The 23,049-nt window shown below is 72.4% G+C and carries 20 protein-coding genes and 1 tRNA gene; 14 read left to right on the top strand and 7 right to left on the bottom strand.

The genetic code is table 11. The features are described from left to right. Positions 1 to 808: PD-(D/E)XK nuclease family protein (locus tag HLB15_RS08100; protein WP_171104794.1), on the top strand; the 808-nt coding region annotated here is incomplete at its 5' end. Between the two features lie 25 nt (positions 809 to 833). Here HLB15_RS08100 and nudC read toward each other — a convergent pair. Further along, the gene (gene nudC / locus HLB15_RS08095) at positions 834 to 1,727 is read right to left on the bottom strand and encodes an NAD(+) diphosphatase (RefSeq protein WP_171104793.1); all 894 of its coding nucleotides are present in this window, start codon (positions 1,725 to 1,727) and stop codon (positions 834 to 836) included. A gap of 101 nt (positions 1,728 to 1,828) precedes the next feature. Between nudC and HLB15_RS08090 the strand changes: the two genes are divergently transcribed. The 3 genes from HLB15_RS08090 to HLB15_RS08080 all read left to right on the top strand — a co-directional run bounded on the left by HLB15_RS08090 (position 1,829) and on the right by HLB15_RS08080 (position 4,100). Next, positions 1,829 to 2,161, top strand: a complete 333-nt coding sequence (locus HLB15_RS08090; RefSeq protein ID WP_171104792.1) for a PadR family transcriptional regulator — start codon at positions 1,829 to 1,831, stop codon at positions 2,159 to 2,161. Further along, positions 2,158 to 3,075, top strand: a complete 918-nt coding sequence (locus HLB15_RS08085) for a DUF1700 domain-containing protein (protein WP_171104791.1) — start codon at positions 2,158 to 2,160, stop codon at positions 3,073 to 3,075. Before HLB15_RS08090 ends, HLB15_RS08085 begins: the two co-directional genes overlap by 4 nt. A gap of 107 nt (positions 3,076 to 3,182) precedes the next feature. Next, positions 3,183 to 4,100 carry a phosphotransferase gene (locus tag HLB15_RS08080; RefSeq protein ID WP_171104790.1) on the top strand — a complete coding sequence of 306 codons (918 nt, stop codon included), beginning with the start codon at positions 3,183 to 3,185 and terminating at the stop codon, positions 4,098 to 4,100. A gap of 31 nt (positions 4,101 to 4,131) precedes the next feature. On the opposite strand, the gene HLB15_RS08075 is transcribed toward HLB15_RS08080, so the two are convergent. Further along, a complete protein-coding gene (locus HLB15_RS08075) occupies positions 4,132 to 4,401 on the bottom strand; it encodes a mycoredoxin (protein ID WP_171104789.1) in 270 nt (89 codons plus the stop codon). A gap of 58 nt (positions 4,402 to 4,459) precedes the next feature. Between HLB15_RS08075 and HLB15_RS08070 the strand changes: the two genes are divergently transcribed. Together HLB15_RS08070 and HLB15_RS08065 are read left to right on the top strand one after the other, a co-directional pair. Continuing rightward, on the top strand, positions 4,460 to 6,523 hold the full coding sequence (locus tag HLB15_RS08070; protein ID WP_171104788.1) for an ATP-dependent helicase: 2,064 nt from the start codon (positions 4,460 to 4,462) through the stop codon (positions 6,521 to 6,523). A 510-nt stretch (positions 6,524 to 7,033) separates the two neighbouring features. Continuing rightward, entirely contained in the window at positions 7,034 to 7,399 is a 366-nt protein-coding gene (locus HLB15_RS08065) for a WhiB family transcriptional regulator (protein WP_308424911.1), read from the top strand. 42 nt (positions 7,400 to 7,441) lie between these two features. Here HLB15_RS08065 and HLB15_RS08060 read toward each other — a convergent pair whose 3' ends face one another. Beyond that, positions 7,442 to 8,479 (bottom strand): ubiquitin-activating E1 family protein, encoded by a 1,038-nt coding sequence (locus tag HLB15_RS08060; RefSeq protein ID WP_171104787.1) that lies wholly within the window; start codon positions 8,477 to 8,479, stop codon positions 7,442 to 7,444. Between the two features lie 177 nt (positions 8,480 to 8,656). Between HLB15_RS08060 and HLB15_RS08055 the strand changes: the two genes are divergently transcribed. Further along, positions 8,657 to 10,189 carry a zinc-dependent metalloprotease gene (locus HLB15_RS08055; protein ID WP_229784950.1) on the top strand — a complete coding sequence of 511 codons (1,533 nt, stop codon included), beginning with the start codon at positions 8,657 to 8,659 and terminating at the stop codon, positions 10,187 to 10,189. A gap of 114 nt (positions 10,190 to 10,303) precedes the next feature. Here the strand turns inward: HLB15_RS08055 and HLB15_RS08050 are convergent, their stop codons facing one another. Continuing rightward, on the bottom strand, positions 10,304 to 10,843 hold the full coding sequence (locus HLB15_RS08050; RefSeq protein WP_171104786.1) for a SprT-like domain-containing protein: 540 nt from the start codon (positions 10,841 to 10,843) through the stop codon (positions 10,304 to 10,306). 161 nt (positions 10,844 to 11,004) lie between these two features. Here HLB15_RS08050 and HLB15_RS08045 point away from each other — a divergent pair, with 161 nt between their 5' ends. Both HLB15_RS08045 and HLB15_RS08040 read left to right on the top strand, forming a co-directional pair. Continuing rightward, a complete protein-coding gene (locus tag HLB15_RS08045) occupies positions 11,005 to 12,105 on the top strand; it encodes a YlbL family protein (RefSeq protein WP_171104796.1) in 1,101 nt (366 codons plus the stop codon). A gap of 138 nt (positions 12,106 to 12,243) precedes the next feature. Continuing rightward, positions 12,244 to 15,270, top strand: coding sequence for a UPF0182 family membrane protein (locus HLB15_RS08040; RefSeq protein ID WP_171104785.1), 3,027 nt, complete (start codon positions 12,244 to 12,246; stop codon positions 15,268 to 15,270). Positions 15,271 to 15,339: 69 nt separating this feature from the next. Here the strand turns inward: HLB15_RS08040 and HLB15_RS08035 are convergent, their stop codons facing one another. Beyond that, entirely contained in the window at positions 15,340 to 16,161 is an 822-nt protein-coding gene (locus tag HLB15_RS08035) for a nicotianamine synthase family protein (RefSeq protein WP_171104784.1), read from the bottom strand. A gap of 110 nt (positions 16,162 to 16,271) precedes the next feature. Here HLB15_RS08035 and HLB15_RS08030 point away from each other — a divergent pair. After that, positions 16,272 to 16,345 (top strand) — tRNA-Met (locus HLB15_RS08030). A 128-nt stretch (positions 16,346 to 16,473) separates the two neighbouring features. After that, positions 16,474 to 17,463, top strand: a complete 990-nt coding sequence (locus tag HLB15_RS08025) for a tyrosine-type recombinase/integrase (protein WP_171104783.1) — start codon at positions 16,474 to 16,476, stop codon at positions 17,461 to 17,463. 182 nt (positions 17,464 to 17,645) lie between these two features. Here the strand turns inward: HLB15_RS08025 and HLB15_RS08020 are convergent, their stop codons facing one another. Then, entirely contained in the window at positions 17,646 to 18,389 is a 744-nt protein-coding gene (locus HLB15_RS08020; RefSeq protein WP_171104782.1) for an SDR family NAD(P)-dependent oxidoreductase, read from the bottom strand. Between the two features lie 74 nt (positions 18,390 to 18,463). After that, positions 18,464 to 19,576 (bottom strand): helix-turn-helix transcriptional regulator, encoded by a 1,113-nt coding sequence (locus HLB15_RS24760; RefSeq protein WP_171104781.1) that lies wholly within the window; start codon positions 19,574 to 19,576, stop codon positions 18,464 to 18,466. A 216-nt stretch (positions 19,577 to 19,792) separates the two neighbouring features. Between HLB15_RS24760 and HLB15_RS08010 the strand changes: the two genes are divergently transcribed. Genes HLB15_RS08010 through HLB15_RS08000 form a run of 3 tightly spaced genes read left to right on the top strand, consistent with a single transcriptional unit; the run spans position 19,793 to position 23,039 of the window. Continuing rightward, positions 19,793 to 21,142 carry an MFS transporter gene (locus tag HLB15_RS08010; RefSeq protein WP_171104780.1) on the top strand — a complete coding sequence of 450 codons (1,350 nt, stop codon included), beginning with the start codon at positions 19,793 to 19,795 and terminating at the stop codon, positions 21,140 to 21,142. Next, positions 21,139 to 22,056 carry an alpha/beta fold hydrolase gene (locus tag HLB15_RS08005; protein ID WP_171104779.1) on the top strand — a complete coding sequence of 306 codons (918 nt, stop codon included), beginning with the start codon at positions 21,139 to 21,141 and terminating at the stop codon, positions 22,054 to 22,056. The genes HLB15_RS08010 and HLB15_RS08005 overlap by 4 nt, the downstream gene beginning before the upstream one ends. A 2-nt stretch (positions 22,057 to 22,058) precedes the next feature. Then, positions 22,059 to 23,039, top strand: coding sequence for a helix-turn-helix transcriptional regulator (locus HLB15_RS08000; protein WP_171104778.1), 981 nt, complete (start codon positions 22,059 to 22,061; stop codon positions 23,037 to 23,039). The last annotated feature ends 10 nt before the right edge of the window (positions 23,040 to 23,049 follow it).

Below are 23,049 nucleotides of genomic sequence, written 5' to 3'. Positions count from 1 at the left end.
GACGGCCCGCGAGGTCCTGCGCGCCACCGCCGCGCGCGTGGACGAGGCGGCCGAGCTCCGGCTGGTGCGCCTCGCCGCGGCCGGCCTGCCCGCCGACGCGCTCACGGCGCCGCGGGGGAGCCTGACGGACGCGGCGGGGCACGACCTCGTGGACCTCGCCCGCATGCTGCTCGTCGAGCGCGACCGCCACGCCGACCGGGAGGTCGCCTTCCCCGCGCACGTGTCGGCGTCGGGCCTGGTCCGCCTCGCCGCCGACCGGGACGCGTTCGCGCTCCAGCTCCGCAGGCCCGTGCCGGTGCAGCCCACCGTGCACGCACGCAGGGGCACCCGGTTCCACGAGTGGGTGGAGCAGTTCTTCACGTCGGCCACGCTGCTCGACGTCGACGACCTGCCCAGCGCCGAGGACGACGAGCTGCCCGAGGACACGGACCTCGACAAGCTCCGCGACACGTTCCTCGGCTCGGAGTGGGCGGCGCGCACACCGGTCGCGGTCGAGGTCGACGTCGAGACGCCGGTGGCGGGCGTCATGCTGCGCTGCCGCATGGACGCCGTCTTCCGCGACCCGGAGCGTGGGCACGACGCCGTGGTCGTCGTCGACTGGAAGACCGGGCGGGAACCCCTCGACGCCGCGGCCCGCGCCGCCCGTGAGGTGCAGCTCGCCGTGTACCGGCTCGCGTGGTCGCGCTGGACGGGCCTGCCGCTCGACCGGGTGAGCGCCGCCTTCTACTACGTCGGCTCGGACGCCACGGTGCGCCCCGAGCGGCTGCTGGACGAGCCCGAGCTGGAGGCTCTCATCCGCGGCGAGTGACGCGCGGCGGGGCGACGGCGCGCGATCACGCGCCCGCCGGGCCGCCCAGCCACTCCTCGATGAGGGCGCGGGCGATCGAGGCGCGGCCGGGCGGGCTCAGCCTGCCCTCCGCGATCGCGGCGCCGAGCTCGGCCCGCGTGAACCAGTCCGCCTCGGCGATCTCGTCCTCCTGCCGGACGAGGGACGTGGTCGTCGCGCGGGCGCGGAAGCCGACCATGAGGGACGCGGGCAGCGGCCACGGCTGGCTGCCGCGGTACTCCACGGTCGCCGGGTCCACGACCACGCCGACCTCCTCCGCGGTCTCGCGCACCACCGCCTGCTCGTGGCTCTCGCCCGGCTCGACGAAGCCCGCCAGCACCGACCGCCGGTCCGTGGCCCACTGCGGGCCGCGGGCCAGCAGCAGGCGGTCGTCCGCGTCGGTGATCGCCATGATCACGGCGGGGTCGGTGCGCGGGAAGTGGTGCGTGCCGTCGGCCGGGCAGACCCGCACCCAGCCGGCCTGTGCCACCTCGGTCGGCGTGCCGCAGCGCGGGCAGTGGGTGTGGGAGGCGTGCCACTGGGCGAGCGCGATGGCCTCGACCGCCAGGCCCTGGTCCAGGTCGGGCACGTCGAGCGTGCGCAGGCCGGTCCAGCCGAGGTCGGGACCGGCGGCGGAGCCCGAGCCGTCCAGCACCGCGGCGAGGTACGCCACGCCGTCGGCCTCCCCGAGGAAGAGGCGGGTACGGACGGCGAGGTGCGCGACGTCGTCGGGCGCGAGGAGCGCCACCCGGGAGCCGGCCGTGGCGACCGTGTCGCCGTCGAGCAGGAGGAGGCGGGTGGCCGGGTCCTTGAGCAGGTCGTCCACGAGGCGGGGGTCCGTGCGCCGGTGGGCGGCGCGGTCGTGGGCCGACCGGACGAACGGGAGGTCGAGAGGGTGCACCGCTCGACGGTAGCCGCCGCACGCCGGACCCGTCGCCGCCGGAAGCCTTGTCTCACAAGACTTGTATTGCAAGTCTTGCTATACAAGGTTACCGTCCTGCCATGAGCGAAGAGCGCATCTCCACCAATCTCCGCAAGGGAGTGCTCGAGTACTGCGTGCTCGCGCTGCTCTCCCAGGGCGAGAAGTACGGCCTCGAGCTGGCCGACGCCCTGACCGCGCGCGAGCTCATCGCGAGCGAGGGCAGCCTCTACCCGCTGCTCGCCCGCATGCGGGAGAACGGCCTCGTCGAGCCCCGTCGCGAGACGTCGGACTCCGGCCGCCCCCGTCGCTACTACGCCATCACGGAGCACGGCACCGAACAGCTGGCCACGTTCACCCGCGTGTGGACGTCGCTCGCCGCCCAGGTCGACGCGCTGCTGGAGGGACCACGATGACACCGAGCACCACGACCACGGAGCAGACCACGATGGCCACGGACACCGAGCAGTCCTACCTGCGCGCCGTCACCAAGCGGCTGCGGGCGCTCACGCCCGAGCAGCGCGCGGCCGTCCTCGACGACGTGCGGGCGCACTTCGCCGACGCCGCCGAGGCGGGCCGCACCCCGGAGCAGGCCGTCGAGGGCCTCGGCGACCCCGCGACGTTCACGCGCCGCGTGCAGGCGGAGCTCGGCCACGACGCCGGGCGGCTCGACCGGATCCGGCGCGTGCTGCAGTGGACGGCGGTCGGCATGGCCGTGTTCACCGCGATGTTCGAGACGTTCCTGTGGCCCGAGGGCATGACCTTCGGGCTCCTCGTCCCGTACCGGGGGGACGGCTTCGCCGTCGTGCTGTGGAGCCTCGTCCCGGCGCTGGTCACCGCGCTGCCCCTGGTCGTGCCCGCCCGTGCGCGCACGGGCACCGCCGTCGCGGTGGTCGCCGTGCTCACCGTCCTGGCGCTCGCGGCGCAGATGACCTTCGTGCCGACGGCGATGCTCGCCTGGGCGGCGCTGGTCGTACCGGTCGCCGCGCGGCACGGCCGGCCCGCGCCCGCCTGGCGCATCACCGGTGGTGCGCTGCTCATGCTGCCCGGAGCCCTGATGGTGACGGGCGCGATCGCGGGGAGCTGGGGCCTGGAGGCGGACGCCGTGGCCTACATCGCCGCCCTGCTCGGGCTCGGCCTGCTCATCACCGTGGGCCGGAGCTGGACGGGCGCCGTCGTGGCAGCCGTCGGGGTGGGCGTGCTCGTCTGGGCCACGCTCGACCTGGGCATGCTGGTCCTCGCCGTCTGGTGGGCCGGCGGCCTGTTCCTCACCATCGGCCTGTCCCACGCTCTCGCCCACGCGGCCCCGCGGCGGGCGGACCGCGCGTAGCCGGCCGGGGACCAGCACGGCGGTGCCGCGGCACCAGGTAGGGGCGCAGTACGGACACGCCCCGGTCCTGGTCCGTGGCACCGCCGGTGCTGCAATACGGTGTGCACGTGTCCCGCACGCCCCTCGCTCTCGCCGCCCTCTCCACCGCCGCCGTACCCGGCCTCGACGCCCAGTCGGTCCGCGTCGGCGAGCTCGCGGGCGACTACGACGTCGCCGTCGTGACCGGTCAGGACGGACAGGAGTGGGTGGTGCGCGCCCCGCGGACCACGGTGGCCGGTGCTGCCCTCGAGGCGGAGATCGAGCTCCTCGACGCCCTGCGGCTCTACATCGACACGGGCGTGCTGCCGTTCGTCGTGCCGCAGGTCGCCGGCCACGCGCTGCTCCCGGAGGGCGGCCGCGCCGTCGTGCACCGGCGGATCATCGGGACCACGCTCGACGTCGAGGCGCTCGAGCCGGGACCGGGCCTCGCTGCCGACCTGGGCCGTGCGATCGCGGCCGTCCACGAGCTGCCGACGTCGGTGGTCGAGACCTGCGGGCTACCGAGCTACACCGCGTCCGAGTACCGCGAGCGCCGCCTCACCGAGGTGGACGAGGCGGCGCGGACGGGGCGCGTGCCTCCGACGCTGCTGCGGCGGTGGGAGACGGCGCTCGAGGACGTGTCGCTGTGGCGGTTCCGGCCCGTCGTGGTGCACGGCGACCTGGCGCCCGACCAGCTCCTCGTGGACCGGCAGCGGGTGGTCGCGGTCTCGGGGTGGTCGGAGGCGCGGGTGGCCGACCCGGCGGACGACCTCGCGTGGCTGCTCGCGGCGGCGCCGCTGGAGGCGGTGGACTCGATCATGGAGGCCTACCAGCTGCGCCGCACGGAGCTGAGCGACCCGCGGCTGGCCGAGCGCGCGATGCTCGTGGGCGAGCTGGCGCTGGCCCGGTGGCTCCTCCACGGAGTGCGCCACCGCCTGCCCGAGGTGGTCGAGGACGCGACGTCGATGCTCCAGGACCTGGACGAGGCGACGGCCGACCAGGCCTGAGCGGGCCTGAGCGGGCCGGGTCCGGGCGGGCTCAGGCCGCGAGCGCCTTCTTCACGTCCGCGAGCGACGGGTTGGTGGCGGCGGAGCCGTCCGGGTAGACGACGGTGGGCACCGTCTGGTTGCCGCCGTTGACCTGCTCGACGAACGCGGCGGCCTCGGGGTGCTCCTCGATGTCCACGACCGAGTACCCGATGCCCTCCGAGTCGAGCTGGGTGCGCAGCCTGCGGCAGTACCCGCACCAGGTGGTGGAGTACATCAGCACGGTGCCTGCGGCGGGTACGGGCGAGGTCGCCTCGGACATCGCTCCTCCTTCGGGTCGGGTCGGATCGTGTCAGTGGTTGCTGCGAGAATCGCAGACGATGCTCACCCAGACCAACTCCGCCGGTCCGGACGCCCCGGGACCGAGGACCCCTGACGCGATCCTGTCCGCGCTCGACCCCGAGCAGCGCGAGGTGGCGCTCGCGCTCACGGGGCCGGTCGTCGTGCTCGCGGGTGCGGGGACGGGCAAGACGCGTGCCATCACCCACCGGATCGCGTACGGCGTCCGTGTCGGGGCGTACAAGCCGACCGGCCTGCTGGCCGTGACGTTCACCGCCCGCGCGGCCGGCGAGATGCGGACGCGGCTGCGTCAGCTCGGCGTGCAGGGCGTGCAGGCGCGGACGTTCCACGCGGCGGCCCTGCGCCAGCTCAGCTACTTCTGGCCGCGTGTCGTGGGCGGCGCGCCCCCGCGCCTGCAGGAGCACAAGGCGCAGCTCGTGGCGGAGGCGGCCCGGCGGCTGGGCCTGTCGGTCGACCGTGTGGCCGTCCGCGACCTGAGCAGCGAGGTCGAGTGGGCCAAGGTGTCGCTGGTCACGGCCGACGACTACGAGAAGGCGACGGCGCTGACCGGCCGCCCGGCGCCGTCGGGCTACGACACGCAGGAGGTGTCCCGGCTCATCGCCGCGTACGAGGACGTCAAGACGGAGCGCGGGGTCATCGACTTCGAGGACGTGCTCCTCATGCTGGCGGACATGCTGAACAGCCACCCGGCGGTGGCCGACGAGGTGCGGTCGCAGTACCGGCACTTCGTGGTGGACGAGTACCAGGACGTGTCGCCGCTCCAGCAGTTCCTGCTCGACCAGTGGCTCGGCGGGCGCAAGGAGCTGTGCGTGGTGGGCGACCCGTCGCAGACCATCTACTCGTTCACGGGCGCGACGCCCCGCCACCTCCTGGAGTTCCGGCGCACGTACCCCGACGCGCAGGAGATCCGCCTGGTGCGCGACTACCGGTCCACGCCCCAGGTGGTGCACCTGGGGAACTCGGTGCTGCGGCGGGCGGGGCGCGACGGCGGGGCGCACCAGGCGCTCGAGCTGGTCGCCCAGCGCGAGCCGGGCCCGCCGGTCGCGTTCCAGGCCTACGACGACGACGAGGCGGAGGCGAAGGGCGTCGCCACCCGGGCCGCGCGGCTCATCACGTCGGGCACGGTGCGCCCCAGCGAGATCGCGGTGCTGTACCGCACCAACGCGCAGTCGGAGGCGTTCGAGGCCGCGTTCGCCGACGCCGGCGTCGGGTACCAGGTGCGCGGTGGCGAGCGGTTCTTCCAGCGCAAGGAGGTCCGGGACGCGTTGGTGCTGCTGCGCGGCGCTGCCCGGTCCGCTGACCCGCAGCTCGCCATGCCGGACCAGGTGCGGGACATCCTCGCCGCGGCGGGGTGGGCCGACCAGGCGCCCGCGGCCCGTGGCGCGGCGCGCGAGCGCTGGGACGCGATGCAGGCGCTCGTCACGCTCGCGGACGACCTGGCGGCGTCGGCGCCGCCGGACGCCCCCGCGACGGTCGCGGGTCTCGTGGCCGAGCTGGACGAGCGCGCCGCGGCGCAGCACGCGCCGACGGTCGAGGGCGTCACGCTCGCGTCGCTCCACGCGGCGAAGGGGCTGGAGTGGGACGCCGTCTTCCTCGCCGGCATGAGCGAGGGCCTCATGCCGATCTCGCTCGCCGAGACCGACGCGGCGGTGCACGAGGAGCGCCGGCTGCTGTACGTCGGCATCACGCGTGCCCGGGTGCACCTCGAGCTGTCCTACGCGCGCAGCCGGAACCCCGGCGGCCGGGCGACGCGCAAGCGCACCCGGTTCCTCGACGGCCTGTGGCCGGAGGACCGGCGCGCGCCGCGGACCCGCACGGCGTCCCGCAGCCCGGGGCACGTCGAGCTGACGGACGAGCGCGACGTCGCGCTGTACGAGGCGCTGCGCGACTGGCGGCTCGAGGTGGCCCGGGAGACCGACAAGCCTGCCTACACGGTGCTCACCGACTCGACGCTCGCGGCCATCGCCGAGACGCGTCCTTCGGGCACGGCCGAACTCGCTCGCGTGAACGGCATCGGCCCGGCGAAGATCGACCGGTACGGCGCCACGATCCTCGCGATCGTGGCGGCTGCGAGAGGCCTCTGAGAGAGGTTTCGCGGGCCCGGAGGCGGTCCACGAAAAACTTCTCGAGAAAGTTCGGAAAAAGAGTTGGCCCCCCGCAGCGGCCCGGCATAGTGTTCAGATGTCCCTGACAGCAGTGGGCGGGATCGAGAGATCCGGCCCGGATTCGAGTGAGGAGGTGGGTGTGTTGGAGATGAACCAGATTCCGCAGGCAGATCTGTACCTGAGCGGTCGTGTGCTCGGCTGCGAGCCCGCGCCGGCTAACGGCACAGCTCTGTCCTTCCGCGTGCGCACTCACCGCGGAGGCGTCAAGCCGTCCGCTCTCGCAGCACTCGACTCCGTGTGTCCAGGGGATTCTCCGGTCCAGTAGACCGAAGAGTTCCAGGCCGCGGAGTCCACCAGGACCCGCGGCCTCATTTTTTGCCCGGAGACCCGGCCCGTCGTGGCCGGCCCAGGCCGAAGCCGTAGCCCGGGGTCCTGTTCCACCCGACGTTCATCGACGACGTTCATCACCACAGGACACAGGAGACAACCGTGCGCCTCACTGCGCTCCTCGACACTCTTCCCCAGGGCGGCTCGGGGCCCTGGGACCCGCCTCAACTGCCCGCCACGAGCGGGACCGGTTCGGACTCGGCGGAGTTCAACCGACTCATGGACACGCTGCTGCCGTGCCGTACCAACGACCCGGAGCTGTGGTTCGCCGAGCACAGCGCGCAGGTCGAGCAGGCCAAGGCGCTCTGCCGCACCTGCCCCCTCATCGAGGGCTGCCTCGCCGGCGCCCTCGAGCGCCACGAGCCCTGGGGCGTCTGGGGCGGCGAGGTGTTCGTCGACGGTGTCGTGGTGGCCCGCAAGCGGGGCCGTGGCCGGCCGCGCAAGTCGGAGAACGTCGCCGCGGCCTGACGCCTGACCGGCCCGGGGTGCCCGCCGTCCACGGCGGGCGTCCTAGGCCGGCAGGTAGACGCACCCGCACCGCGGGTGCGGACCCGTCGGGTGGACACGGGGCAGCCCCGCCGGGAGAGAGATCTCCAGGCACGCACCGACGGCCGCGGGCCGGTGCCCGTCCAGCAGGGCGAGCACCTGGGCCGCGGCCGTCGCTGCTGCCACGGCGGCGAGCGTCGCCTCGTGCGCCGGCTCCGCCGTCGTGCGCAGCTGCGCGGCCAGCGCGGGCCACCGGGCGTCCACGTCCGCGCGCGCGAGGTCCACGCACCTCACGCACGCCGACCGCCCGGGCAGCACGAGGGGGCCCACCACCATGTCGGCCTCGCGCACCACCACGGGCAGGTGCGGCACCCCGAGGCCGAGCAGCCGCTGGTACCGCGCCGGGTGCGCGGCGTGCGGCTCCACCACCACGACGACGTCGAGCCCGCCGAGGTCGGGCACCTCGTCGGTCCGGACAGCGGCCCGCGGCGACCGCTCCGCCAGCAGCGCGCGCACCGCGTCGTGGCGTGCCCTGCCCACGTCCGCCGGACGCAGCCCGCCCAGCCCGACGTCCGTGACCTGCACCGGCTGCGGGTCGTCCAGCACCAGGCTCCCGACCCCCGCGGTCCCGAGGTGCTGTGCGACGCCGGTGCCCACCCGCCCGAGACCCGAGATCCCCACCGTCCGCCGCGCGCGGTCCGCGAGGGTGACGAGGCCTGCGCCGTCGGGGCGGAGCATGCCCAGCACCGTCGCGTCGGCAGCGCCGTCCGCCGCCGCGGTCACGGCACCCACCGTGCCGGGCACCGGGACGAGCACGCCCGCGCGCACGAGCGCCGTCATGATCTCGTCCCGCCGCTCTGCCGGCACGCCGCACCGCGCCGCCGCCTGCTCGAGGGTCACGTGCCGCCGCTCGGCCACCTCGCCGAGCCACCGCTCCTCGTCCGGCGTCAGCCCGGACAGCACGAACGACCACCGCGGGTCGGACCCGCACTGCACCTCGCCGCCACCCCGGCTGAGCACCGGCGTGCCGGGCCGGAGCCGGAGCGGGGAAGGACGTCGCACGTCCTCAACGATGCCCGACGCCGGGAGCCGCGCCCCGCCGTCGTCCACAGGGCCAGAGGTGCCGGACGCCGGACTCTCCCGAAGAGAGTGCAATGCACCACCCGGCCCCGGAGTTCCCGAGTGCGCCCAGAGCCGAAAGCCCGGCGCGCCCCTTGCCCGGCCGGTTACGGTGACCCTATGAGCGACCAGCACCAGCCCGGCGATACCCCCCAGTCGTGGGAGGACATGCTGCGCTCCATGCTCGGCGACGGCGCGGACGACGTCATGGCGGAGATGCGCGCACGCGGCATCGACCCGACCGCCCTCGGCGGTCCGCCGGACCCGATGATGATGCAGTACGCCCTCGCCCAGGTGCAGAAGATGCTCTCGGCCGAGGGTGCGGGCCCGGTGAACGCGGACGTCGCGCACGACGTCGCGCGTCAGGTCGCCGTGAGCGAGGGCGACCCGTCGCTGACCGGCCGGCAGGCCAAGGACGCGACCGACGCGCTCGCGGTGGCAGAGCTGTGGCTCGACGCCGTCACCGACCTCCCGCCCGCCGGCGGCACGCGCCGCGCGTGGAACCGGTCCGAGTGGGTCGAGGCCACGCTGCCCGTGTGGAACGAGCTCGCCGCGCCCGTCGCGACCTCCGTGTCCGAGGCCCTCGCCACGGTCCTGCGCGACCAGCTCCCCGAGGGTGTCGACGACGGCGAGGCCGTGCCCGGCATGCCCGCGGGCGTGCTGCACGGGCTCGGTGGCATCCTCGACCCGACCCAGATGATGCGGCGCCTCGGCTCAGCGGTGTTCGGCATGCAGGTCGGGCAGGCGGCCGGCACGCTCTCGCGCGAGGTGTTCGGCGCCACCGACGTCGGCCTGCCGCTGCTCGACAGCCCCGACACGGTCCTGCTGCCCACGAACGTCGCGAGGTTCGCCGACGGGCTCGACGCCCCGATCGAGGAGGTCCGGCAGTTCCTGGCGGTCCGCGAGGCCGCGCACGCGCGGCTGTTCACCCACGTCCCGTGGCTGCGCTCGCACCTGCTCTCCATCGTCGAGCGCTACGCCCGCGGCATCACCATCGACCTCGACGCCCTCGAGGCGCAGGTGCGCGACATCGACCTCTCCGACTCCGACGCGCTGCGCAGCGCGCTCTCGGGCGGCGTGTTCGGGCTGCAGAACACCGACGAGCAGAAGGCCGTGCTGCTCAACCTCGAGACCACCCTCGCGCTCGTCGAGGGCTGGGTCGACGAGGTGACCGCCGTCGCCACCCTGCCGCACCTGCCGCACGCGATCCCGCTGCGCGAGATGATCCGCCGCCGCAGGGCCGCGGGCGGCCCGGCCGAGCAGACGTTCTCGACGCTCGTCGGCCTCGAGCTGCGCCCGCGCCGGTCGCGTGACGCGGCGACGCTGTTCGCGATCGTGTCCCGCGCGCAGGGACAGGCGGGGCGGGACGCGATCTGGGACCACCCCGACCTGCTGCCCGGCACCCTCGACCTGGACGACCCGTCGGGCTACCTCGTGCGCCGCGAGGCGGCGGAGGCGGAGCACGCCGACGTCGACGCCGCGCTCAAGGAGATCTTCGGCAGCGCGGAGGACGCCGAGCCGCCGACGGACCAGTCGGGCACGGACCAGCCGGGCACGGACCAGCCGGGCACGGACCAGCCGGGCACGGACCAGTCGGACGCCGACCGGCCGGAGGCCGACGACCCCACGGACGAGGACCGCGGCCCCCGGTGACCCCGGGCCTCTGACGCTCACTCCTCCTCGCGAGCAGGCGGTTCGGCACGTGGTCGGGCACGGAGGCGTGCCTGATCGCCTGATCGAGGCGGACCTCGGTGGAGTCGCGCGGTCTCAGTCGTCGTCGTCCGTGGTGCGCTGACCCGGTTCGTCCTGCGCGTGCGAGGCGCCCTCGAGGAACCCACGCGCCCGGTCGGTCCGCGGGTACACCTCGAGGATCTTCCAGAAGTCCGGTCCGTGGCCCGCGTGCAGCAGGTGCGCCAGCTCGTGCAGCAGCACGTAGTCGAGCACCCAGGACGGCATGCCCTGCACTCGCGTCGAGATGCGGATCGATCCGTCCAGCAGCGTGCACGACCCCCAGCGCCGACCCTGGTTCGACGACCACCGCACGCTGGAGGGCTGCGCCCGGCCCTCGAGGTACTTGGCCGACAGCTCGGCGGCGCGCTCCATGAGCTCCTGGTCGGACGGGCGGCGGCGGCGTTCCTTGTCCTCGAGCCGAGCCACCATCTTGGCCACCCACTCCCGTTCCTGTGCCCGAGAGAAGCGCGCAGGAATGGCGACGATGGTTCGTCCACCGTCGCGATAGGCGCTCACCGTGGCGGTGCGACGACGGCTCCGGCGCACCTCCACGGACGTCAGGGCGTCGTGGGCCACAGGACGACCGTAGCGTGTTATCGGCGTCACGTGGGATAGAACACACCGTTCAAGTGGAAATTCTTTGCCCGACGGCGTAGTGGTTGCCTCATGCGCACCGGGCCCGCCTGCGGATACATGGAACCCCCAGCCACGTGCGGAATGATGGGCCGGTGACCGAGATGCGTGACCGCCAGCCCGCCCCGCCGCCCGAGCCGGCTCCCCTCGAGGACCCGGCGCCCCCGGTCGCGCCCGTCACGCGCCGTACCGTGACGCTCGGGGTGTCCATGCTGGCCACGGCCGTGCTGGCCGCCGTGGCGCTGGTGCTGCCGACCCCGTACGCGATGCGCTCGCCCGGACCGACGGAGGACACGCTCGCGCAGGGCCTCATCCAGATCGAGGGCGCGCGCACGTACGAGTCGACGGGCGAGCTGCGCCTGACGACCGTCTCCGTGCTGGGCGGCCCGGGCTACCCGATGACGGCGGGCCAGGTGATCCAGGGCTGGCTCGACCCGCGGCGCTCCGTGCTGCCGGTCGAGGCGATCTTCCCCGAGGCCACGACGCAGGAGCAGCAGCAGGAGGTCAGCCAGGCCGAGATGGTCTCGTCGCAGGAGTCCGCGACGGCCGCGGCCCTCACCGAGCTGGGTTACAAGGTGCCCGCCGTGCTCGACGTCGCCGGCACCGAGGACGGCTCCGGCGCGGACGGGAAGCTCGAGGAGGGCGACGTCATCACGGCATTCCAGGGCGAGGAGGTCGGCACCTACGCGGACCTCATCGACGGCCTCGCGAAGACGGAGCCGGGCGACACCGTGACCCTCGGCGTCCGGCGTGGCGACCGCGAGCTCGACGTCGACATCCGGACCACCGGCAACGGCGAGCGGGCGGTGCTCGGCGTCTTCATCGACCCGCGCTACGAGTTCCCCGTCGACGTCTCGATCGAGATCGAGAACATCGGCGGCCCGAGCGCGGGGACGATGTTCGCGCTCGGCATCATCGACAAGCTCACCGACGACGACGAGGCCAACGGCAAGGTCATCGCGGGGACCGGCACGATGAGCCCCGAGGGCACCGTCGGCCCCATCGGCGGTATCGAGCAGAAGCTGTACGGCGCGGCGCGCGACGGCGCCACGTGGTTCCTCGCGCCCGAGGCGAACTGCGAGCAGGTCATCGGCAACGTGCCCGACGGGCTGCACGTGGTCCGGGTGGCCACGCTGGCCGAGGCCCGCCACGCCATGGAGCAGATCGGCCGTGACGAGGGCGCGGGCCTGCCGACGTGCCCCTGACCGGGCTGCCCCCGACCGACCTGTTGATGACCGTGTGTTGCACATCCGGATGTGGGAACCTTGTCGGGAACCAAGAGCACCGTCCGGCCGTTCCACCGGGGTACGGCCCAACCATTGATGACGTGAGGTAACGCAGAAGTGTCCTTCGCCGCAGCACCTCGCCGCCCCTCGGGCGGCGCCCCCCGAGCCCGACGACGCAGTCCGCTGGGGATGGCGGTCGTAGCGGTCGCGGTCGTGATCGCAGCCCTGCTCCTCCTCGCCCAGTTCTGGACCGAGGTGATGTGGTTCGACCAGATCGGCTTCTCCCGGGTCATCTGGACCGAGTGGGGCATGCGGGCGGCCCTGTTCGCCGCCGGCTTCCTGATCATGGGCGGGGCGGTGTTCTGGTCGTTCACCGCGGCGTACCGTTCGCGCCCGATCTACGCCCCGAGCACGCCGGAGCAGGCGACGCTCGACCAGTACCGCGAGGCCGTCGAGCCGCTGCGCCGCGTCGTGATGATCGCGGGCCCGGTGCTCGTGGGCTTCTTCGCCGGTGTCGCGGCGTCGGCCCAGTGGCGCACGGTGCTCCTGGCGTTCAACAGCGAGCCGTTCGGCGAGGCCGACCCGGAGTTCGGCATCGACCTCGGCTTCTTCGTCTTCCACCTGCCCGCGCTGCGGTTCGGGGTCGGGTTCCTCATCTCCGTCGTGGTCATCGCGGCCATCGCCGGCGTCATCACGCACTACCTGTACGGCGGCCTGCGGGTCGGGCCGGCCGCGGCCGGCCCCCGCACCACGACGGCGGCGCGCGTGCACCTCGCCGTGCTCGGCGCGGTGCTGCTGCTCCTGGTGGGCGCGAACTACTGGCTCGACCGGTACTCCATCCTGACCAACGCCGGCGACCGGTTCGACGGTGCCTCCTACTCCGACGTGCACGCCGTGATCCCCGCCAAGGGCATCCTCACGGTGGTCGCGATCTTCGTGGCCCTGCTGTTCGTCGTCACGGCGTTCCGCGGCGACTGGCGCCTGCCCGCGATCGGCGTCGGGCTCATGGTCGTCTCGGCCATCGCCATCGGCGGGATCTACCCCGCCGTCGTGCAGCGGTTCCAGGTGAACCCGAACGCGCAGGAGCTCGAGGCCGAGTACATCCAGCGCAACATCGACTCGACGCTCTCGGCCTTCGGCATCGAGGACGTCGAGAAGGAGCAGTACGACGCGACGACCCAGGCCGAGGAGGGCGCGCTGCGCGAGGACGCGGCGACCGCCGCCTCGATCCGCCTGCTGGACCCGCAGATCGTGTCGCCGTCGTTCCGCCAGCTCCAGCAGAACAAGCAGTACTACAACTTCAACGACTCCCTGTCGGTCGACAAGTACGAGATCGACGGCGAGAAGCGTGACACCGTGATCGCGGTGCGCGAGCTCAACCTCGACGGCCTGGGCCAGGACCAGCGGAACTGGGTCAACGACCACACCGTGTTCACGCACGGTTACGGCGTCGTCGCCGCGTTCGGCAACCAGCCGGGGCCGGACGGGCGTCCGGCGTTCTTCGAGGGCGGCATCCCGTCGCAGGGCGCGATCAGCGACCTCGAGGACGGGTACGAGCCGCGCATCTACTTCAGCCCGAGCACCCAGACGTACTCGATCGTGGGCGCGCCCGAGGGCACCGAGCCGTGGGAGCTCGACTACCAGGCCGACGACGCGGACGACGGCGGTCAGGTCAACACCACCTTCACGGGCGACGCGGGGCCGCACATCGGGTCGTTCGGCAGCAAGCTGCTCTTCGCGCTGAAGTTCGGTGAGGAGCAGATCCTGTTCTCCGACCGCGTCACCAGCGAGTCGCAGATCCTCTACGACCGCGACCCGCAGCAGCGTGTCAGCAAGGTCGCGCCGTGGCTCACCCTCGACAACCGGGTCTACCCGGCCGTGGTCGACGGGCGCGTGAAGTGGATCGTCGACGCGTACACGACGAGCGACGCCGTGCCGTACTCGACGTCCACGCCGCTCGACGAGGCCGTGGCGGACACCCTCACCCAGCAGCAGGGCGGCGCCGTCATCCTGCCGGAGGAGGTCAACTACATCCGCAACTCGGTCAAGGCGACCGTGGACGCGTACGACGGCTCGGTCGACCTGTACGCGTGGGACCCCGAGGACCCGATCCTCCAGGCGTGGACGAACATCTTCCCCTCGGCCGTCAAGCCGATGGAGGAGATCTCCGGCGACCTCATGAGCCACCTGCGCTACCCCGAGGACCTGTTCAAGGTGCAGCGCACGCTGCTCACCCAGTACCACGTGACCAACTCGGCGGAGTTCTTCTCGGGCCAGGACTTCTGGAACAACCCGGCCGACCCGACGTCGGACTCGACGCCCGCGGCGCTGCAGCCGCCGTACTACCTGACGCTGCAGATGCCTGGCCAGGAGGAGTCGACGTTCTCGCTCACCTCGACGTTCATCCCGGGCGGTAACACCGACCGCGAGGTGCTCACCGGCTTCCTCGCCGTGGACGCCGACGCCGGGAACCAGGACGGTGTCAAGGCGGAGGACTACGGCAAGCTACGGCTGCTGGAGCTTCCCCGCGACACGACGGTGCCGGGCCCCGGCCAGGTGCAGAACAACTTCGACTCGAACCCGACGATCTCCGAGCAGCTCAACATCCTGCAGATCGGTGCGTCGACGGTGCGGCGCGGCAACCAGCTGACGCTGCCGGTGGGTGGCGGCCTGCTGTACGTCCAGCCGGTCTACATCCAGTCGACCGGTGGCACGCAGTTCCCGCTGCTGCGCAAGGTGCTGGTCGCCTTCGGTGACGACATCGGCTTCGCCGACACGCTCGACGAGGCGCTGGACCAGGTGTTCGGCGGCGACTCCGGTGCGGAGGCCGGCGACGCCGGTACGGCGGAGGACGAGGCGCCGGTCGCGCCGCCGGACGACGCCGAGGGCGGGGCCGACCCGACCGTGCCGTCGACCGAGCCGTCCACGGAGCCGTCGACCGAGCCGTCGTCGGAGCCCGGTGGTGGCGCGGGCGGCGCGCCGTCCGGCGACGTCGAGGCCGCGCTGCGCGAGGCGGCCGACGCCATGGAGGACGCCAACGCCGCGCAGCGTGCGGGCGACTGGGCGGCCTACGGCGAGGCGCAGGAGCGTCTGCAGCAGGCGCTCGAGGACGCCATCGCGGCGGAGGAGGCCCAGCAGGGCTGATCCCGGTCCCGCACGCGGACGGCCCGCAGGTCACCAGGTGACCTGCGGGCCGTCCGCTGTTCGGGACCGTCACACCGGACGACGGCGGGCCACGACCACGGAGTTGATGACGTCGTCGGTGGGGTGCACGACCTCGAGCACGTCGAAGCCCGGCGTCGCCGCAAGGTCCACCGGCGGGTACAGGAGGGTGCGCAGGCCGCGCGCGCTGCGCGCGAGGAGCAGCGTGCCGGGGCGCACGGCCTGCGCCACGCGCTCGAGGATCGCGGTCTTGGCCGTCGGGGTCTCGCCCACGAGCGCGGCGAGCACCACGACGTCGTACCCGCGCAGGTCGGCGTCCGCGGCGTCGGCCTGCTCGAACCGGACGCCGGTCGCGCCCGTCCGCGCGGCGACCTCGCGGGCCAGACGCACGGCCGCGCCGTCCCGGTCCAGGCCGACGACCGGGCCGCCGAGGGCGTCGGCGTACCCGAGGGTGCTGAGCGGGAGCGGGCCGCAGCCGACCACCGCCACGGCGGCGGGGGCCGCGCCGGCCCACTCCCGCAGCAGGCGGACCTCGAGGGCGGTCAGGCGCCGGTAGTTGTCGAGGTAGGGGAAGGCGGCGAGCTCGGCGCGGGGGTCCGGCGCGGCGGTGATGCGCGCGGCCCAGTCGTGCTCCAGGGCGGTCTCGCCGCGGGCGGACAGCTCGCGCACGGTGTCCTGCCGGCTGCTGACGTCGGGATGGTCGAGCACGGCGCGGGCCTGTCCCTCGGGTGCGGCGAGCACGGTGTGCACCAGGTCGCCGAAGAGCGCGTTCGTGCGCGGGCCGGGTCGCAGGTGGGGGAGTGCGGCGAGTTGGTCGGTGAGGTGGACGATGCGGTCGGCGGTCAGGGTCGTGTCGCTCAGCTCCGTCGTCATGGGGCGATCGTTCCACGGCCGGATCGGTTCGACGCCCTGTGACCTGCGTCTCGACCGGCCGATCCGGTTTGCGTCCTGACCGGAACGGTGCGTAGAGTAGGGATCACCGACGCGGGGTGGAGCAGCTCGGTAGCTCGCTGGGCTCATAACCCAGAGGTCGCAGGTTCAAATCCTGCCCCCGCTACAAAGTCAGGCCCGGAGATCTGCGGATCTCCGGGCCTGAAAGGTTTGTAGAACTTGAGCACCGCAACAGAAACGCAACTTTCCGTAAGTAGCGCGCGGGCGCAGTGTCCGTCCCGTAGTACTTCGGGCATGACGACTCTTCTCGAACCCGCCCCGATCCACGCTGGCAGCGACTTCTCCGGCCTGACGACCGTGGATGCCGCCCGTGTGGCGGCAGCGATTTCCGCTGAGCGCGCCCCATCGACCCTGGCCTCGTACGCCTCGGCCTGGCGTCTCTTCACCCGATGGTGTGCCGACCGTGGGCTGGCGTCGTTGCCTGCCGATCCGGCAACGGTGTGTGCCTACCTGGCCGAGCGGGCAGACCTCGGTCTGGCCAACGCCACGATCACGGCGTGCTGTGCCGCGATCAGGTACGAGCACCAGCGGGCCGGCGCCCCGGACCCGATCGCAGACCCGACCGTCGCGAGGGTGCGACGAGGCCTGCGACGCATCCTCGGCGTCGCGCCCCGTCGGCAGGCACGTGCGTTGGTGACCGAGGACATCCGGAACATGGTCGATCAGATCGACAGGAGCACCGCAGCGGGGGCGCGGGACCGCGCTCTGCTCCTGCTCGGCTTCGCTTCAGCCCTGCGCCGGTCGGAACTGGCGGAGCTGGCGCTCGACGACGTCTTGTTCGTGCGAGACGGCGTCCTGCTGAACATCCGGCGGTCCAAGTGCGACCCCGATGCGAAGGGGCAGGTGGTCGCGGTAGCCATCGGCGCGCACGCCGTGACCGATCCGGTGGCAGCGCTGCGCTACTGGACCGCCGTGCGCGGGACCACGCCGGGGAACGTGTTCACCAGGATCCGCTCGAACGGCCGCCCGACCATCGAACGCATCAGCGGCCACACTGTCAGATGCATCATCCGCACTCGGGCCGCAGCTGCGGGGATCGAGAGCGAACGGGTCTCGGGGCACTCGTTACGTGCGGGGCACGCCACGGCCGCCGCCCTCGCCGGTGTACCCCTGGACAGGATCGCCGCCCAGACCCGCCACAAGGAGATCTCCACGCTCGTCCGGCACTACATCCGCCCGCTGGACGCGATGGCAAACACGTCGAGCCGGTCGCTGGGACTCTGAGTTCCTGGAGGGCGGATCAAGATGCGCCTGAGCTAGGTCACCCCCCTCCAGGCAGTGCCTGTCGCGCTACTGCCTGGAGGGGTTGTGGTGGAACCGCCGTGCGACCTAGGCCGACTCTTACCGCGCTGTGAATGTGATCGAGTGGCCGAGCGCGCTGACCGGCAAGAGGCAAACGTCGAGCATCAGATGTAGAACCCTCCGGAGACTTCGATCGACTGGGCGTTGACCCAGCGGTTGTCGTCGGAGAGCAGGCTCGCGATGACACCACCGACCTCGTCGGGCTCGCCGACCCGGCCCAGTGCCGTAGCGCCGGCCAGCTGCGCCTCGAATTCCTCGTTCAGGCCGCCGCCAATCTCGGTGCGGATGGCGCCGGGCGCGATCGAGTTCGCCCGGATGCGGCGGTCGCCGAATTCCTTGGCCATGTAGCGAGTCAGGACCTCGAGGCCGCCCTTGAAGCTGGCGTACGGTGCGACGCCGGTGGTCGCGACGCGGCTTGTCGCGCTGACGAGGTTCACGATCTGGCCGCCGTCGGCGATCAGGGGCAGCAGGGTCTGGGTGAGGAAGAACGGGCCTTTGAGGTGCACGCGGAACAGGCCGTCGAACTGTTCCTCGGTGACCGTGGCGATGGGGTTGTAGAGGCCGTAGCCGGCGTTGTTGACCAGGTGGTCGAAGTCGGTCCGGCCCCAGGTCTCCTGCAGGGTGCTGCGGACCGTCGTGGCGAAGGCCGCGAACGTGGTGGTGTCGGTCACGTCGAGCGCCAGCGCTACCGCCGTACCGCCGTCGGCCTTGATCTTGCCGACGACGTCCGCGGCCGCGTCCGGGTTGCTGTTGTAGGTGATGATGACGCCGAGGCCGCGTCGGGCGCAGGCCAGTGCTGTGGCGGCGCCGATACCGCGGCTGCCGCCGGTGATGATCGCGATGTTCATGACACTGAGTCTTCGCCCGCGGCGGCGACCGGAGAAGGGCGGGGCTGCCTAGGAGTGCCGCACCCTGGCTGCGATCAGGAGGGCGCGACGCCCGGCCCGCCGCCGAGCCGGGCTGTCAGTTCTGGACGGGAGCTGATGCCGACCTTGGCGTACACGGCCTTGACGTGGTCACGGACCGTGTGGATCGAGAGGTGGAGCCCCGTGGCGATCTCCTTGATGGAACGACCTTCGACAAGCATCGACGTGAGCTGGGTCTCGCGTTCTGTCAGGCCGTAGAGCGCGACCAGCAGCGGCCACATGGAGGCGCCGGTCGCCGGCTCGAGCCCGAGGACGACGGCGCCGTCGACCGAGCCGCGCAGCACCTCGGCGCGTACCGTCACCAGCTCGCCGCTCGCGACTCGGATGCGGGAACGTGCCGGCCGCAGCGTGCGGCCCCCGGCAGGCCCCGAGGCCGGCTGACGGTCCTGGGCGCGCGCCTGGAGCGTGATCCAGCGCAGTGACGCGGGAAGTTCTTCGTCCGACGTGTGCACGCCGAGGCGTTCGAGCCAGTGCCCACCGTCGGGCGTGAAACCGAGCACCCGGTCGTCGCGGTCGGCGACGACGGTCCCCGACCGTTCATCGACGGACGCGGCAGACCACTCGCCGCTGTTGCGCACCACGGTCCGCAGCAGGTCCGTGCGCAGGGCCAGGCCGACGTCGCGCGAGATGGCCGAGATGACTGCGACTTCGTCTCGCGTGAAGTCAGGTAGGTCCTCGCCGCGGTACAGGCACGCGGCGCCCCAGGTCCTTCCACCGTTGCGTGCGAGCACCCGCATCTGGTCGCCGCCACCAGCTACCCGGTAGTGACCGTCGAACTGGGCGGAGCGGGCGTGCTGGCCTGGGAGGGCCAGCCCAAGGGTGGAGACGTTGCGGCTCTGCCGGTCGAGCTCGTCGAGGCGGTTGACGTCGTTGGCGGCTACCTCGTACTGGAGCGCTGGGTACTCGAACGGCCGTAGCTCCATCGGGAGCAGGGTCTCCGGGTCGGACGTCCACCAGTCGCCGCCGTCGAACTGGACCACCTTCCGCAGGCGGCGTTCGACCTCGTCCAGGAACTCCCGTGCCGCAGGTGGACGAGCCGCCAGCTCGGCGACGGTCTCGCGTAGTGCAACGACACGATGGTCATGCAGGGAGATCTGAGAGGTGACCACCTCTGCACAGTACGAGGCCCGGGTGGGTTGCGACATCCCCCAGGTGCGGGGGTGTTCGTCACCCCCAGGTGGGGGATGGGCTCGCGACACCGGTCCGCACAGGCTGGAGCCATGTCAACCACTTCCGCCTCCGCCGGTCCGACGGCCGGCCGACCCCGTGGCACGTCCTTGGGCCGGGCGCCCCGGGGTGCCAAGCTCCCGGTACGACCGGGCCTCTTGCTCGCCGTCCTCGCGATCACCCAGCTCACCATCCAGCTCGACACGACCATCGTCACGGTCGCGCTGCCGTCGGCGCAGGCGGACCTCGGAATCTCTGACGCCGACCGGCACTGGGTCGTGACCGCCTACGCCATCACGTTCGGCGGCCTGCTGCTGCTCGGCGGCCGGGTCGGTGACTATCTGGGGCGCAAGCGCGCGCTGGTGTGGTCGCTGGTCGGGTTCGGCATAGCGTCTCTGCTCGGCGGCATCGCCGGTAGCGCGGGCCTGCTCTATGCCGCGCGTGCACTGCAGGGCGCGTTCGGTGCCGTCCTCGCACCGGTGGTCCTCTCGCTGATCACCACGAACTTCACCGAGCCGGCCCAGCGAGCCAAGGCGTTCGCGGTGTGGGGCGGTGTAGGTGGACTGGGCGCGTCGCTCGGACTGATCCTGGGCGGCGTCCTGACCGAGTACACCTCCTGGCGCTGGACCCTGCTGGTCAACGCTCCTCTGGCGATCGCCATCGCCGTCGCAGCGCTGCTCGTGGTCCGGGAGTCGAAGGCCGCAGTCCGCGGCCGGCTCGACCTGCCCGGGACGGTGACGTCGACCCTCGGCGTCGCGGCGATCGTGTACGGCGCCACCCTCGCAGAGGCGTACGGCTGGGCGTCGATCCAGGCCTTGGCGCCGATCGTGGGAGGGCTGCTCCTGCTGGTGGCCTTCGTCGGCATCGAGCACCGGACCAAGGCCCCGCTGCTCCCGCTGTCCGTGCTCACCGACCGCGTCCGCGGCAGCGCGTTCGGAGCGACCGCGCTCCTGGCCGGCGCCATCTTTGCCAGCAACGTGCTGATCATCTACTACCTGCAGCAGGTGCGCGGATACAACGCGCTCGAGTCCGGGCTGGCCTTTCTGCCCACGACCCTCGCCGTTCTTGTCTTCGCCACGGTAGGTGGGCGACTCATGCTCAGGTTCGGGCCACGCGTCGTGATCGCGACCGGCGCGGCGTCCGGGGTAGCCGGGTTCCTGATGCTCTCCTCGTCGAGCAGCGCCACCGGGCTCGCCGTCCTGTTGCCCGCGATGGCACTGGTCGGCGCCGCAGTCGGCTTGTCCTGGCCCGCGCTGAGCGCCACAGCGCTGACCGGCGTGCCGGACGAGCACTCCGGGGCAGCGGGCGGAACGGTGAACGCTGCCCAGCAGGTCAGCGGTGCGGTGGTCATCGCCGTACTGAACACCGTCGCCGCCAGCGTGACGGTCGCCAGCGGCTCGCTCATGGACGGCCTGTCCGTGGCCCTCCTGGTGTGCGCCGGCCTCATGGTCGCCACCGTGCTCGTCTCCCTCAACATCACCGTCCCCCGTGAAAGGACCCGGTCATGACTCTCTCCGACCTCACCACCGAAGCCCCGCTGAGCACCGGCTACGACACCGCGACCCGCGACGACCCAGCCTTCCAGGACACGTTCCGGCACGGCTTCACCACCATCGACGACCTGCAGATGCACTATGTCGTCGGGGGCGACGGGCCTACCCCGATCGTGCTGCTGCACGGTTTCACCGAGACCTGGTACGGCTGGCTGCCGATCATGACCGACCTCCTACCGGGCCACACCGTGATCGCGATCGACCTCCCCGGCCTCGGCGACAGCACCGGTTCCCTCCCGTCGCACGACAAGGTCACCCTCGCCGGCTACGTCCACCGGCTCCTGGACCTGCTGGGCTTCACCAGCGGCGTCCAGCTCGTATCGCACGACGCCGGGAGCGGTATCGCGTTCGCCCTGGTCACCCAGTGGCGCGACCAGTTCACGGGCTGGCTGATGATGGACTTCCCGATCGTTGGTGGGTCGCTGCGGTACGACCAGGTGCGCCCGCTGTCCTTCCACTTCGCGTTCCACGAGCAGGAGCCCCTGTTCGAGGACCTCGTCGCCGGGCGCGAGCGCCTCTACCTCGACTACTTCTACCGGGTCCAGGCGGGTGGCGGTGAGCTGCCGATGACGCCCGGGGTCCTCGAAGAGTACGTGCGGGCGTATGCCCGGCCTGCTGCGCTGCACAACGGGTCCCGGTACTACCAGGCGTGGCCGCAGGACGAGGTCGACAACCGGCTGGCCATGGCGCTGCCGCTAGCGATCCCGGTGCACGTCCTGGCTCAGGCGCCGCTGCTCGATAGCTTTCTGCAGGCCGTCCGGGACGCCGCGCCGCAGGCCACGGGTGCGGCGTTGGACACCGGCCACTGGATGTTGCACGAGGCACCTGAGGCAGTCCTGACCGCGATCAAGGAACACTTCGGCTACTGACTGTGATCAGCACCTCCTCGCGGCTGCTGCAGCTGCTGTCCCTGCTGTGGTCGCGGACGAGCTGGACGGCCGGCGAGCTCGCGCAGCGTATGGACGTCACGGAGCGGACGGTGCGACGTGATGTCGCCCGGCTGCGCGACCTCGGTTACGACGTCGAGTCGGATCCCGGCCACTGGGGTGGTTACCGGCTCAGGGAAAGTCGCAGCCACCTGCCCCTCGTGCTCGACGACGAGGAGGCGCTGGCCGTCAGTGTCGCGCTGCGCGAGGCCGCGCAGACCAGGGTGCTCGGTGACGACCAGGCGGTACTGTCGGCGCTGCTGAAGCTCCGCCAGCTCCTACCGGCGCGGGTGGCGTCCCGGCTCGGTGCGATGGACGGCGTCTTCGAGCACACCACAAGGGTCTGCGGGCAGCCGCTCTCGCCCGGGATGCTTGCGGGGTTGGCGCAGGTCTGCCGGCGCGGCGAACGGATCACGCTGTCCTACCGGAGCATGCAGGGGACCGACACGGTGCGTGACGTCGATCCGTATCGCCTGGTCTTCACCGGGAACCGCTGGTACCTCGTGGCGCTGGACGTCGCCAAGGGAGCCTGGCGGACCTTCCGCGCCGACCGGGTCATCGACGTCCACCCCACCGGCCGGCTGGTGCACGTGCCGGACCCGCCCGACGCCGCACGGCTCGTCGCCGAGATGCTCGTCAGCGACTACCCGCTCTACGCCGTCGTGCGCCTGCCGCTCTCTCTCGACGACGCGATGCGCGCCGTGCCGCCCACCGCCGGTACTCATGAGCCGGACGGGCCGCACGCCACGATCGTGCGGATCGGCGGCACGGACGCGGAGTCCCTCGGGGAGTACCTGATGCGCCTGGGAGTTCCGCTGACGGTCCTGTCCCCGGACTCGGTGCGGGAGGCGGTGCGACGACGGGCCATAGCGCTCGTCGAGAGCAACGGCTCGGCCGGGGCGACAGGCTCGTCGCCCCGGCCGTAGCGCCGCCGTC

It is taken from the genome of Promicromonospora citrea, assembly GCF_013004695.1.
GTDB classification, from domain to species: Bacteria; Actinomycetota; Actinomycetes; order Actinomycetales; family Cellulomonadaceae; genus Promicromonospora; species Promicromonospora citrea.
This window is presented reverse-complemented; position numbering and strand designations above follow the sequence as displayed.